The organism is Flavobacterium sp. ACN2 (assembly GCF_002303885.1).
GTDB lineage: Bacteria > Bacteroidota > Bacteroidia > Flavobacteriales > Flavobacteriaceae > Flavobacterium.
This window is the reverse complement of record NZ_MRCM01000004.1, coordinates 352,040-365,228: the sequence shown is the minus strand read 5'-3', so window position 1 is coordinate 365,228 and position 13,189 is coordinate 352,040. Positions and strand designations below refer to the sequence as shown.

The window sequence follows — 13,189 nt, the reverse complement described above, 5'->3', positions numbered from 1 at the left end:
CTCTACCCCTCGACTTGCATGTGTTAAGCCTGCCGCTAGCGTTCATCCTGAGCCAGGATCAAACTCTTCATCGTATATTTTAATATTATATAATCGATGCTCTTTCTATCGGTTCTTTTCGAATCTTACGATTCTACTGCTCTTATTCTTTTTGTTCTAACATCTCTGTTAGAACGGCTGTCAATTCAATATGTCTACGAACGTAATTTCTTTGTCTTTCGCTTATCTCTCAAAGCGGGTGCAAAACTAAAACTTCTTTTTGTTTCCTGCAAGAAAAATTTAAAGTTTTTTTTTGAGATTTTTTCAATCCCCTTTTCTCCAATTTTCCTCCCAATCTCTCAATGAACTTTCCGTGTTTTGCGGGGTGCAAATGTAGAAAGCATTTTCAAATCTCGCAAGCTTTTTCGAATCTTTTTTTTGAAAATTTCTTTTCGTCTGATTCTCATTTCCTGCCAGTATTTCGATGAACGCCTTCGCTGTTGCGGGTGCAAAAGTAGAACCTTTTTCCAGTTAAACAAGGCTTTTTGCAAACTATTTTCAATATTTTTTATAAGTCACTGGTTATGCGTTTTTTACAAACCAAAGTTTTTTGGGCTGTTTTATAGATATGTCTGTTTTCGGGCGATTTTGTCCTACTCTGCTTTATTTTGCCGTAAAGGCACTAAGATATAAAGTTTGGTTTTCTGTGGGTATTTTTCGAATCTCGCAAAGGCGCAGAGGCACAAAGTTTCTTTTTGGCACTGGTTTTTCTTCTGGGACCATCCATCTTCTCTGTTTTTTTCTTCTGGAAACCGGTGCCCTAGCCCCGATAGAAGTGGAAATCCTTTTGTGCCGGGGTTCGGCACAAAAGATTGGAGCGGATAGCGGGATAAGCTCCTTAATAAATTCCAAAGTTCAATTTTTTAAAATCTCAAATTCCAAATACTGCCGCTAAAAGGGCTTCGACTTCGCTCAGCCTGACAATAGATCTTAAAAGCTGATTTTAGATTTACTCCGTTTTACTCTTATATATTATAGTAGAACTTTCTGCTTATATATATAACAAAAACAAACCCGACAGGTTTTAGAAACCTGTCGGGTTATGAGAATGAAATCTACTCTTATATATAGTATACTTATATATGTATACTTTCGTTTAGGCTGTCGATTGCTTCTTTGGTGATTTGAATGCTTTTTAGTTTTGCCTGATGATCGAAGATTGGACTGGTTACCATTAGTTCGTCTATTCTGGCGTAGTCGATGAACTTTTTCAAATCGGTTATTAATTGTTCTTTGTTTCCTGTGAAGGTTCCGGCCGTCATTTGATTGACATGAAAACGTTCCTGCTCGTTCATGATGTCGTCTAATGACGGAACAGGCGGTTGTAGACCTTTACGGTCATTTCTAATTAGGTTCAGGAACATTTGATACAAACTTGTAGACAATAATTCTGCTTCTTCGTTTGTGTCTGCTGCAATGATATTAACACAAGCCATTGTTTTGGGTTTGTCTAAATATTCTGAAGGCTGGAAATTTTCGCGGTAGAACTCAAATGCCTGAATCATTAGTTTTGGCGCAAAGTGTCCGGCAAATGCATACGGCAATCCGTAAGCCGCTGCCAAAGCTGCGCTGTCCATACTTGATCCTAGAATCCAGATTGGCACTTTTAAACCTTCGGCTGGGAATGCACGCACTTTTCCTGTTTCATTTTCACTTGAAAAATACTCTTGAAGTTTGCTTACGTTTTGCGGAAAACGCTGTGCCTGTTCAAAAAAGTCTTTTCGAATTGCTTCAGCGGTTGGCTGATCTGTTCCCGGCGCTCTTCCTAAACCTAAATCGATTCGGTTTGGATAAAGCGTTTCTAGGGTTCCAAATTGTTCTGCAACTACTAAAGGAGAATGATTTGGAAGCATGATGCCGCCAGAACCTACTCGGATATTTTTGGTCTGACTTGCTACATAACCAATTAAAACCACTGTTGCCGTACTTGCAACGTGTGCCATATTGTGATGTTCTGCAAGCCAAAATCGCTTGTATCCTAAAGTATCTGCTAATTGCGCTATGTCTTTTGTTTTTTGAAATGTTTCTGTGGCATTGCTATCCTGAGTGATGATAGCGAGCTCTAATAATGAGACTGAAATTGGGTTTTTCATATAAAAAAATGCTAATAGGCAAAATTAAGCCTTTTATATGAATGCCTTTTGTTTTCTAATGTTAATAGATTTATAATATTCTCAAAAGGTTTAAAATGAGTAATTTTAAATAATTAATTATTGTTTTACGATAATTAATTATACATTTGCAATATCAATTTAACTTTTAAGTATATGAAGACAACTCATATTGTATCTAGAATATTATTTTACTTTACCCGATTTTTGTCTGTGGTTTATTTCTTTTTAGCCGCATATTCTGTTTTTACTTTGATAACGGGATTGTTTTTGACTTTTAAAGACAACAGAAAGTATTTTCAGGTTTGTTATCCTTTTACTTCGCATCCTTTAATGCTTGGAGATTACAACCTTCCTTATATTCTTTTCGATTTTTTGGCGCCTTTGAGTTTGTACGGACTTTTCTTTTTACTGAGCAGTAATGTTTTTAAAGTATTTTTTCAGCCTAAATTATTTACTCCAAATGGAATTTCTCATTTAAGGCGTTTCTATTTATCCAATTTATTAATTCCGGGTATTGTAATATTTGTAGCTTTCTTTTTTGTGCCACTGGATAATGAAGTTTCGCTTTTTATATTATTACACGGAATGCTGGGTGTTTTCGCTTACTTTTTAGCCGCCATTTTTAAACAAGGTTTAAACCTTCAGAACGAACAAGACTTATTTATATAACTATGCCAATAATTGTAAATGTTGATGTAATGCTTGCCAAACGCAAGATGCAGAGTAAAGAGTTGGCAGAAAAACTAGATATTACGCCTGCTAATTTATCGATTCTAAAAACTGGAAAAGCAAAAGGAATTCGGTTTGATACTCTCGAAGCTATTTGTAAAATATTGGATTGCCAGCCCGGAGATATTTTAGAATACGTGGCAGAATAGCTTTCTTTTAAATCTTATTTCACTCTTAATAAATCAGTTTTTAAAGCCGACAGGTACTCTATTGCCTAAATTTTTCAAATCATAGTTTAATTCAATCATCTAAATCAATCAAAAAATGAACAGTTTATCAATCCAAAATCTCAGCAAAACGTATGAGAACGGCACAAAAGCGATTGACCAATTATCGCTTGAAATTACAAACGGAATGTTTGGTTTGCTCGGGCCAAACGGCGCCGGAAAATCGACTTTAATGCGGACTATTACCGCTTTGCAGGAACCCACTTCGGGAAGTATTGAGTTTAACGGAATTAATATTCTGGAAAATCCAATGTTTATCAGGCAAAATCTGGGTTATCTGCCTCAGGAATTTGGCGTTTATCCTAAAATTTCTGCTTATCGCCTGCTCGATCATTTGGCGGTTTTAAAAGGAATCGTCGAAAAAAAAGAACGTCACGATCAAATTTTGTATTTATTACAGCAGACGAATTTATTACAACACAAAGACAAAGCGGTTCATTCTTTTTCTGGCGGAATGCGTCAGCGATTTGGAATTGCTCAGGCTTTATTAGGAAATCCGAAGATTATTATTGTAGATGAACCTACTGCGGGACTTGATCCGGAGGAAAGAAACCGATTTAATAATTTGCTAAGCGAAATTGGCGAAAACATTATTGTAGTTCTATCGACTCATATTGTGGAAGATGTTCGTGATTTATGTCCAAAAATGGCCATTATCTCTAACGGAAAATTGATTTTGGAAGGAAAACCAAACGAAGCAATCGATTCTTTAAAAGATAAAATCTGGATGAAAGCCATTCCGAAAACAGAACTTAAGGACTATCAATCTAATTTTAATATCATTTCGTCCAACTTAAATTCAGGGAAAATCAATATTCATGTTTTCTCCCATCAACGTCCAGATTCTGGGTTCGAATTGATATCGCCAGATTTAAGCGATGTTTATTTTAGTGTTTTAGCTCAAAATCAACTTAAAAATTAGTGTTATGCTTTCTAAATTAATTCAATTTGAATGGCATAACAACACCAGAAGCTGGACTTTTTATGCCACGTTTATTATTTATTTGGTTTTAGGATTTTTTGTGAGTGCTTTTGCGAACTTTTCTTTTTCGGGCGCTTACAAAAATAGTCCGTATGTATTGACTTATGCGATTGGTCTGATTTCGCTAATGACGATATTTTCGATTACACTTCAGGTTGCACAGAGTTTTTTAAAGGAATATGAAACGAAATTCGATTCGATTATCTTCTCCTCTCCTATTTCTAAGTTTCATTATTTAGCTCCAAAATTTATTACCGCATTTATAATCGCTGTAATTTCTTTTGGAATGTTTATCGTTGGAATGATCGTTGGACATCAAATGTCGTGGCTTTCAAAAAGCGAAATAGGTCCTTTTGAAATTATAAATTATCTCTGGCCGTATTTTGTAATTGTGATTCCGAATATTTTCCTGTGTCTTTCTATATTGACGGCTTTGGCCTGGCTTACGCGAAGTAAACTTTTCATTTATGTTGGGGGACTATTAATTTACATTTTATATATAGCGGGTTCTATTTTTTCTAATTCGCCCATCTTTGCAAATGCTTCTCCATCTTCGGCGAAAGCCATGTCTTTGGCAGCAAAAATAGATCCGTTTGGTTTGGCGGCTTTTTTAGAACAAACGAGATATTGGACTTCGATTGAAAAAAATACCGAACTGGTTTCGCTTTCGGGGAACTTTTTATTTAATCGATTGTTGTGGATTTCGGTTTCACTGCTTTTACTTTTTGTTTCGTATCGATTATTTTCCTTCCGAAAAACAAAAACTAAAAAGATAAAAACACCTAAAGTCATTTCAAAAGAAGAAAAAATCTTTTCTTCGAAAATTCCAAAAAACATCGAGTTCAAAACTTTCAGACATAATTTTGCTGTTTTTAAAAGCAATATCAAGCTTGATATCTTTTTAGTTTTAAAAGGAATTCCGTTTTTATTGATTGTTCTTTTATTTTCGGGATTGTTGGCAATCGAAATTTCGGATGAAATTGACGGGGGAATTCGATTAGCGGAAAAAATTACGGATACGGCTTTAATGATTTCCACCATAATGGATCGTCTGCCTTTTATTCTGATCTTGATTCTGCTTTTTTACAGCAGTGAATTATTAAACCGAAGTGAAAATTCGAGATTTGAAATGCTCGAAAATACCGCACCATATTCTCAGTTTGTGGTTTTATTGGCCAAACTGACGGCACTTTTTATCATTCCGTTACTCATTATCAGCATTAGTATTTTGATTGGATGCGCTTTTCAGATTGCGAATGCCAATGCTCCAATCGAAATGGGTCTTTATCTTTCCTTGTTTTATTATCTCGGATTTCCGTTGCTGCTGATTTCGATTTTGATAATCTCAATTCAGACTTTTATTAAAAATAAATATATCGGACTTTCGGTTGCTGCTTTTGTCTGCATTTTGTTTTGTACAGGAATTGGAGAACAGTTAGGAATTTCGCATCCGTTATTTCGATTCGGAGATTCTTTTAAAAGAGAATATTTTGATTTGAATGGTTTTGGAAAATACACTTTTCCGTTTCATGTTTCAATGCTGTACAATTTGGGATTGGCTTTACTACTTCTAACTTTGACTGGAATTTTATGGAAAAGAAACACTTCAATCGTAAAAACCTTTCGGAGAAATTCATTTAATGGCATTCAAAAAGCAACTTTCTCTTTGGGAATTATTCTTTTTATTGGTTTTGGAAGTTATCTTTTTTATAAAACGAATATCGAATATCCATATTTCACCGAAGACGATCAGAATAACTGGAGCGAGAAATATGAAACTCAATTTAAAAAATATACCACTCTTGCCCAGCCCACGATTGTTTCTGTAAAAAGTAAAGTCGATTTATTTCCTGATAAAAATCGCTATGAAGTAAAAGGCGTTTATGAATTGATCAATGATTCTGAAAAACCAATTGATAGTTTACTCCTATATATAGATCGAAATTCGAAACTGACTTCTGTTGAAATTCCGAATTCGAAAAACCTAAATGATATTTCGGCATTTCATCATTATTGGTATCGATTGGAAAAACCTTTGCAACCAAAGCAGAAAATGAAAATGAATTTTTCTTTTGAGTCTTCGTGGTCACCATTTAAAGGACATACTGCCTTTAATTCTATAATCGAAAATGGGTCATTTATGCGGATAAGCCGTTACTTTCCACTTTTCGGTTATCAGGAATCGAATGAAATCAGCAGTAAAAAAGAACGGGTAAAAAGACATTTGAAACCGCAGACGCCTCTTAAAAAGCTGGAAGACAAGTCGGAAATTAAATATGATTTTATTGATTATGATGCTGTAGTTTCAACTTCTAAAAATCAGACGGCGATTGGCGTTGGAGATTTAATTGGGAATTGGAGAAAAGACAACCGTAATTATTTTCATTATAAATCTAACGGTAAGATTCCGTTTCGATTTGCTTTTTCTTCTGCTGAATATGAAATTAAAAAAACGAATTATAAAGGCATTTCGATTGAAGTTTATTATGATAAAAGACATTCGAGAAATATCAAAAAACTAATTCAGGATGTAAAAAATACTTTAGATTACTGCCAGAATAATTTTGGTAAATATCCATACAAAACAATTCGTTATGCCGAAGTTTCAGCTTTCGCCGATGGATTTGCTGCGACTTCTTATCCGTCGACGGTTTTTATGAAAGAGAATTTCGGATTTTACAGTAACCTCAACAATAAGGATAAAGAAGATGTAATTAATCAATTAACGGCTCATGAATTATCGCATGAGTGGTGGGGAAATTCACAAATAAGCCCGGAACAAAAAGAAGGAAGCTGGATTTTGACTGAAACTCTGGCGCAATACACCGAACTCATGTTGTATGAAAAAGAACATGGCTTGGAAAAAGCGCTCGAAACTTTAAAAATTCATCTGGATTTATATTTGAGTAGTCGAAGTTATGATCCTGAAACGCCTTTGTATAAAACGAATTACGATACACCACATTTACCTTATGATAAAGGAATGTTGGTAATGCATCAGCTTCGGGTTTTAATTGGTGAAGAAAAAGTAAATCTGGCTTTGAAAAATTTCCTGAATCATTATAAATATCCAAATCCGTTTCCTGATTCTGAGGCTTTATTAAAAGAAATTTATGAGGTAACGAATCAAAAACTGCATCCTAAATTAGATGAAATGTTTAAGCAGATTATTACCTATTCGTCAAAAATAGAATCTGTTTCAAGTATTCAAAAAAATGGCTTTTATGAAGTTTCTTTTAAAGCTGATTCTGAAAAATTCAGAGAAAATGCAACCGGAGAACGAAAACAAATTCCAAACGATGCTTCAATAGATATTGGGATTTATGATGAAAACGGAAAATTATTTCTTTATCCTTTTGCCATCAAAAACAATAAAATTGAAGGGAAATTAAAACTCAAAACAAAACCTCAGCGAATTGTGATTGATCCGTATTTAATGAATATTGATACTTTTATAAAGGACAACGAGAAAGAGATTGATTAGTTTTTTTGCCACGAATTCCACGAATTTCCACTAATTATTTTTTTGCCACAGATTAAAAGGATTAAAATGATTTTTTTGCTTTCGCTAAAATTAAAAATCCAAATAATCTTTTAATCTGTGGCAAAAACTTTTATTTCAATTGAATAAAAATCTGTTTGTGGGTTGTTTTTCCGTCGTCTTTAATTTTCAAATCTTTACTGGATTCGATTTCAAATTTAGATGACGTTTCTATATTTAATGAAACATCTTGATATCGAAAGTTTTGCGGGATTTCAGGCAATTCGATCGTAACTTCTATTTCTTTGTTTTTTTGTTTGTAATCGACTTTAATTCTGTCTCTTAACCAAATATATTCGTAAACTTCTTGCCACGGTGCCATCCAAATGGAATCGTTTCCTTTTGCTCCGTATTTATCTGCAAGCGTTATCATATAGTATTTAAAATCAGGAAAACGCATGCTTAAATTCCAAAGATTTCCATTTCCTGTTCCGTGTGTGAAATCGTTAAACCAAACAGGTTCTGGATGTTTTACAATTGAATCTATGTTTTTTAAATAACGATTCATTGTTTTGAAACTAGTCGTGTCTTTTGAACTCAATACAAAAGTTCTTGCAGAAATCATTTTATCTAAATCAACTTTAGAATTTACTTTATAAACTGGACCTGTACCTTTATAAGAAGCAACAGAAAGAAATCCGTTTGCTAGTGCTTCTTTTTCGTATTCCAAATGATAATCGGGGTCACCTTCTCCGCCCGGAACCACAAAATGCGACATCGTAAAATCAAGATTTTGCTTTATTGAAGTGGTATTTTCGGTTACTTCTGTCAAATAATTTGTGCCGTGTTTTGTTGCGTGATGGAAACCGTGATTCAAAATATCTCAGCCTGCATTGTACATTTCTTTTATTTCAGACCAAGAAAGATGTCCGCGATTTTCAGGTAAATAACGAATTGAACCTCCATTGATCGCTAAAGCCAATTTAAACGGAATTTTATTTCCCATTCCGTCCGAATAGAAAAGCCCTTCCGAAGTTGTTCCGTCTCCACCTTGATCAATTTTCCATTCGTTAATTGATGAATTGCTGACTTTTCCTCCATTCAATAAAGGAAAAGCCGTTAAATAAGCCGATCTGTAACCATCGTCAAGCGTAAAACTATATGCGAAATGTTTGTTATATTTTAATGGAGAAACGGCAATTTTTATTTTATCTGTCGATTTTAATTTTATTTTGAATGAAATTGTTTTCGGTTTTGAAGAATCTTTTTCGATAATTCCTTTTGAAAAACTATTAAAGCTTCCGAAGATTACAATAACTATTATAATGAGAATTCGTTTTGACATAAATTTTAGGGATTCATTTTCGACTTAAAAGTACATTTCTTTTTCAAAAAAAATATTTTAAAACTGATTCTACTGCTTAAAATAATTTCTGTCGATTCAAAAAAGTGAACAGATTTTAAACCTAACTTTGTAGATCAAATATCAAAATTTGATTTAGCATCTCTGCAAATGACACACAAAATTTTAATTATAGACGACGAAGAAAAACTGAGAAGTCTGCTGGTTCGTATTATAAAATCGGAAGGATTTGAAGTTTTTGAAGCCAAAGATTTAAAATCAGGTTTTAAGAAACTAGAACAAACCGAAATTGATGTCGTTTTATGTGATGTAAAACTGCCTGACGGAAATGGCGTTGACTTTCTTCAAAACATAAAAGGAAGTTTTCCTTTAACAGAAGTTATTCTTTTAACTGCTTTTGGGAATATTCCAGATGGCGTTCAGGCAATGAAAAATGGTGCTTTTGATTATATCGTAAAAGGCGACGATAACGACAAAATTATTCCGCTTCTTTATAAAGCAGTTGAAAAAGTGCATTTGCAAAAAAAAGTACAACAGCTTGAAAAACGCATAAACGATAAATATTCTTTCAGTACTATTATTGGAAAATCGAAAGGAATTGAACAGGTTATTGATCTCGCACAAAAAGTAGCAAAAACAGATTCGACTGTTTTACTTACTGGCGAAACAGGAACTGGTAAAGAAGTTTTTGCACAGGCGATTCACGAAAACAGTAATCGCGTTGGCAAATCTTTCGTAGCCTTGAATTGCAGTACTTTCACAAAAGAAATTTTAGAAAGCGAACTTTTCGGTCATAAACAAGGCGCTTTTACGGGAGCTGTAAAAGATAAAAAGGGTTTTATTGAAGAAGCGAACGGCGGTACTTTATTTCTGGATGAAATTGGAGAAATGCCAATTGATCTTCAAGCCAAATTATTGCGTGTTTTAGAAACTTCAGAATATATTCCGGTTGGCGATACCACTCCTAAAAAATCAAATTTCAGATTAATTGCCGCTACAAATAGAGATTTAAAAACAGAAAGTGATGAACATCGCTTCCGTTCTGATTTGTATTTCCGTTTAAATATCTTCGAAATAAAACTGCCTTCTTTACGAGAAAGAATCAAAGATATATCGGTATTGACGCATCATTTTGTGAAACAATTTTCTGAAAAAACGAATAAAAAAACATTACATATCTCTGATGAATTTCTACAGAAATTAGAAAATTATTCCTGGCCTGGAAATATCCGCGAACTTAAAAACATCATCGAAAGATCGGTTATTTTGAGTAACGGCGATACTTTAACCTCGGATGTTCTGCCTTACGAAATGCAGCATCAAGCCGAAAATAATTCAAAACCAATGTCGGCTTTCTCGATGCAGAGTGTTGAAAAACTGCACATACAAAAGGTTTTAAATTATACTAAAGGGAATAAAGCAGAAACGGCTCGATTATTAGAAATTGGAATTGCGACTTTGTATAGAAAGCTGGAAGAATATGGGATTGAAAATTCCAAAATTTAAAAAATTCCAAATTCCAATATTAAAGGCAAATTTCAATATCAATTTTTAAAGCTTCGGAGAAGCGCAATATTTATAGATTATTTATTTCCAATGATAAAAAAAGCTCCAGCGGAGCGACACCTACAATCCAAAAATATGCCGCCCCGCTGGGGCTCTGATAAATGTGGATTCAGCATTTCTATAAATATTTAGCTCCTCCGGAGCTTGACAATAACATATCAAAACGAGAAAAGCTTATCAAAATGATAGGCTTTTTTTATGCCTAATTTTTGGCATAAAACTACATTCCTTTTATTGACAGCACTTTAGCTGTAACTCCACTTTTTCGGAACATATTTTGGCATAAGGAGGGAGAACATTAAAATTCATTCCAAATGAAAACTCAAGTTACCTCAATCTACAAACAAGCTGAACGCTTTGCCGAAATCACCAAAAAATCGATTATTTCAGGCAATATTGTGAGAGCGAAGAAATGTCTGGCTCTTGCCGAACGTTTGTTTATAACTGGAAGCATCGAAACTAAAAATGCCATTTCTAATGTGTATGTTTTTTCGGTTTCTTCTTTTATGGAAGTGCGTCACTGCAATATTTCTCATTTATTTCCGCAGACACTTAAAGCGGAATATATCAAGCAGGTTAATGCCTCTGGTGTTTAATCGTTTAAACGGTTAACTGTTTAATCGAAAATCTAAAGTCTAAAGTCTACAATCTTAAATCTAAAATCCAAAATAAATCCTATGATCACATTTCTTTTACTCGCATTGGCCGTGGTGCTATTTGCAATTTGTTTTATGTCAGTCGAATTTTTTGAAAAAATCTAAATCATGACCGCACTATTTATTATTTCAATCGCCGTTTTCGTGTATTTGATATATGTATTAATCAAACCCGAAAAATTTTAAATCATGTAAAAAAGTGAAATCCTGAATGTGAAATGTAAACGTAAATTTTATTCATCAACCCTTTTTACAAAATCATCTCTCATTTTTCACTAAAAAATATAAAAATTATGAACACAGAATTATTAGGCGTCATTGGTATTTTTCTCCTCACCATTGTTTTGGCTATTCCTTTAGGAAAATATATTGCTAAAGTTTATTTAGGAGATAAAACACTTCTTGATCCGATTTTCAATCCAATTGAAAAATTTATTTTTAAAATCAGCGGTATTAATTCGGCTGAAGAAATGAACTGGAAACAACACTTAAAAGCACTTTTAAGTATCAATATGGTTTGGTTCTTTCTTTGCTTTTTTGTCTTATTGTTTCAGGGTTCTTTACCTCTTAACCCGGATAACAATCCATCAATGACGCCGGATCTGGCATTTAATACTGCTATTTCATTTTTAGTCAATTGTAACTTACAACATTATTCAGGCGAAAGCGGGGTTTCTTACCTTTCGCAAATCGTATTAATGTTTCTTCAATTTGTTTCTGCCGGTATCGGAATGGCTGCTGCCGCTATGATTTTTACAGCAATGAAAGAAAGAACGACAGAACAATTGGGTAATTTTTATAATTATTTCATTAAAAGCTGTACTCGTATTTTATTACCCCTTTCTGCAATTGTAGCTATCGCATTAGTTTTCAGCGGTACTCCTATGACATTTGAAGGTAAAGATGCTATTACAACGCTTCAAGGCGATCATGTAGAAGTTTCTCGCGGACCCGCTGCAGCTTTTATTGCTATTAAACATATTGGTACAAACGGTGGTGGTTTTTTTGGAGCCAATTCAGCTCATCCATTAGAAAATCCAACTTATTTTACTAACCAAGTTGAACTTTGGGCGCAGATGATTATTCCGTTTGCGATGATTTTTGCTCTTGGATTTTTCCTAAACAAAAGAAAATTAGCGAATATTATTTTTGGTGTAATGACGGTTGGTTTCTTACTCTTGGTTGTTCCAACAGTTATGAGTGAAATCAACGGAAATCCTGCTATCGAAAAAATGGGAATTGCACAGGCAACCGGAGCGATGGAAGGAAAAGAAGTTCGGTTTGGTCCGGCAATTTCAGGTTTCTGGAGTATTGCTACAACGGTAATTTCTACAGGTTCTGTAAACAGTATGCACGATAGTTCTATGCCTATTTCTGGTGCGATGCAACTATTATCTATGATGGTAAATGCTTTTTACGGCGGATGCGGTGTTGGTATTCTAAACTACTATGTTTTCATTATTCTGGCTGTATTTATCTCCGGATTAATGGTTGGCCGAACTCCCGAATTTTTAGGAAAGAAAATCGAAGCGCGGGAGGTTAAAATTGCTGCTTTTATCGCTATTCTTCACCCTTTATTAATATTAGCCGGAACTGCTTTAGCCTCTTATTTTGCTGCGCATGATACTGCAATGGGTTATTGGTTTAGCGGCAATGCAACAGGCTGGTTAAACAATTCTGGCAATCACGGATTCTCAGAAATGTTATACGAATATACTTCAAGTGCTGCCAATAATGGTTCTGGTTTTGAAGGATTGGGAGATAATAATCCGTTCTGGAATATCACTACAGGAATTGTATTACTGTTAAGCCGTTTTATTCCAATAATTGGTCCATTGGCAATTGCAGGTTTACTGGCAGGTAAAAAATACATTCCAGAGAGTGCAGGAACTTTAAAAACCGACACCTCAATTTTCGGAATCATGACTTTTGCCGTAATCGCAATTATCGCTGCTTTATCATTCTTCCCAGCATTGGCACTTGGCCCTTTAGCGGAATATTTTGGCATGTAAAATGTGATTTGTGAAAAGTG

Annotated in this window: 11 protein-coding genes and 1 rRNA gene; 8 read left to right on the top strand and 4 right to left on the bottom strand. The window is 34.3% G+C overall.

Annotated elements, in window-relative coordinates; translation table 11 throughout:
- Positions 1 to 74 (bottom strand): 16S ribosomal RNA (locus tag BSF41_RS07140); the annotation flags it as partial.
- A gap of 1,041 nt (positions 75 to 1,115) precedes the next feature.
- On the bottom strand, positions 1,116 to 2,132 hold the full coding sequence (locus tag BSF41_RS07135) for an LLM class flavin-dependent oxidoreductase (protein WP_095928802.1): 1,017 nt from the start codon (positions 2,130 to 2,132) through the stop codon (positions 1,116 to 1,118).
- Between the two features lie 174 nt (positions 2,133 to 2,306).
- On the opposite strand from BSF41_RS07135, the gene BSF41_RS07130 reads away from it, so the two are divergent.
- The 4 genes from BSF41_RS07130 (at position 2,307) to BSF41_RS07115 (ending at position 7,575) form a co-directional block, all read left to right on the top strand.
- Positions 2,307 to 2,822 (top strand): DUF2975 domain-containing protein, encoded by a 516-nt coding sequence (locus BSF41_RS07130; RefSeq protein WP_095928801.1) that lies wholly within the window; start codon positions 2,307 to 2,309, stop codon positions 2,820 to 2,822.
- Positions 2,823 to 2,824: 2 nt separating this feature from the next.
- A complete protein-coding gene (locus BSF41_RS07125) occupies positions 2,825 to 3,031 on the top strand; it encodes a helix-turn-helix transcriptional regulator (protein ID WP_012024053.1) in 207 nt (68 codons plus the stop codon).
- Between the two features lie 115 nt (positions 3,032 to 3,146).
- Positions 3,147 to 4,031, top strand: a complete 885-nt coding sequence (locus tag BSF41_RS07120) for an ABC transporter ATP-binding protein (RefSeq protein ID WP_095928800.1) — start codon at positions 3,147 to 3,149, stop codon at positions 4,029 to 4,031.
- Positions 4,032 to 4,035: 4 nt separating this feature from the next.
- Positions 4,036 to 7,575 (top strand): M1 family aminopeptidase, encoded by a 3,540-nt coding sequence (locus BSF41_RS07115; protein ID WP_095928799.1) that lies wholly within the window; start codon positions 4,036 to 4,038, stop codon positions 7,573 to 7,575.
- A 130-nt stretch (positions 7,576 to 7,705) separates the two neighbouring features.
- Here the strand turns inward: BSF41_RS07115 and BSF41_RS07110 are convergent, their stop codons facing one another.
- Together BSF41_RS07110 and BSF41_RS07105 are read right to left on the bottom strand one after the other, a co-directional pair.
- Positions 7,706 to 8,404 carry a hypothetical protein gene (locus BSF41_RS07110; RefSeq protein WP_172426860.1) on the bottom strand — a complete coding sequence of 233 codons (699 nt, stop codon included), beginning with the start codon at positions 8,402 to 8,404 and terminating at the stop codon, positions 7,706 to 7,708.
- Positions 8,405 to 8,455: 51 nt separating this feature from the next.
- Positions 8,456 to 8,917 carry a hypothetical protein gene (locus BSF41_RS07105; protein ID WP_095928797.1) on the bottom strand — a complete coding sequence of 154 codons (462 nt, stop codon included), beginning with the start codon at positions 8,915 to 8,917 and terminating at the stop codon, positions 8,456 to 8,458.
- Between the two features lie 168 nt (positions 8,918 to 9,085).
- Here BSF41_RS07105 and BSF41_RS07100 point away from each other — a divergent pair, with 168 nt between their 5' ends.
- From BSF41_RS07100 to kdpA, 4 genes are all read left to right on the top strand, one after another.
- Positions 9,086 to 10,441 (top strand): sigma-54 dependent transcriptional regulator, encoded by a 1,356-nt coding sequence (locus BSF41_RS07100; protein ID WP_095928796.1) that lies wholly within the window; start codon positions 9,086 to 9,088, stop codon positions 10,439 to 10,441.
- A 374-nt stretch (positions 10,442 to 10,815) separates the two neighbouring features.
- Positions 10,816 to 11,097 carry a hypothetical protein gene (locus BSF41_RS07095; protein WP_071636641.1) on the top strand — a complete coding sequence of 94 codons (282 nt, stop codon included), beginning with the start codon at positions 10,816 to 10,818 and terminating at the stop codon, positions 11,095 to 11,097.
- A gap of 168 nt (positions 11,098 to 11,265) precedes the next feature.
- Entirely contained in the window at positions 11,266 to 11,343 is a 78-nt protein-coding gene (gene kdpF / locus BSF41_RS07090) for a K(+)-transporting ATPase subunit F (RefSeq protein WP_073099479.1), read from the top strand.
- A gap of 107 nt (positions 11,344 to 11,450) precedes the next feature.
- Entirely contained in the window at positions 11,451 to 13,169 is a 1,719-nt protein-coding gene (gene kdpA, locus BSF41_RS07085; RefSeq protein WP_095928795.1) for a potassium-transporting ATPase subunit KdpA, read from the top strand.
- Positions 13,170 to 13,189 lie beyond the last annotated feature (20 nt).

What these genes read in the sequence shown, in the direction of transcription:
- BSF41_RS07135 (WP_095928802.1), bottom strand. Translation starts at nt 2,132, where the DNA reads ATGAAAAACCCAATTTCAGTCTCATTATTAGAGCTCGCTATCATCACT.
- BSF41_RS07130 (WP_095928801.1), top strand. Translation starts at nt 2,307, where the DNA reads ATGAAGACAACTCATATTGTATCTAGAATATTATTTTACTTTACCCGA.
- BSF41_RS07125 (WP_012024053.1), top strand. Translation starts at nt 2,825, where the DNA reads ATGCCAATAATTGTAAATGTTGATGTAATGCTTGCCAAACGCAAGATG.
- BSF41_RS07120 (WP_095928800.1), top strand. Translation starts at nt 3,147, where the DNA reads ATGAACAGTTTATCAATCCAAAATCTCAGCAAAACGTATGAGAACGGC.
- BSF41_RS07115 (WP_095928799.1), top strand. Translation starts at nt 4,036, where the DNA reads ATGCTTTCTAAATTAATTCAATTTGAATGGCATAACAACACCAGAAGC.
- BSF41_RS07105 (WP_095928797.1), bottom strand. Translation starts at nt 8,917, where the DNA reads ATGTCAAAACGAATTCTCATTATAATAGTTATTGTAATCTTCGGAAGC.
- BSF41_RS07100 (WP_095928796.1), top strand. Translation starts at nt 9,086, where the DNA reads ATGACACACAAAATTTTAATTATAGACGACGAAGAAAAACTGAGAAGT.
- BSF41_RS07095 (WP_071636641.1), top strand. Translation starts at nt 10,816, where the DNA reads ATGAAAACTCAAGTTACCTCAATCTACAAACAAGCTGAACGCTTTGCC.
- kdpF (WP_073099479.1), top strand. Translation starts at nt 11,266, where the DNA reads ATGACCGCACTATTTATTATTTCAATCGCCGTTTTCGTGTATTTGATA.
- kdpA (WP_095928795.1), top strand. Translation starts at nt 11,451, where the DNA reads ATGAACACAGAATTATTAGGCGTCATTGGTATTTTTCTCCTCACCATT.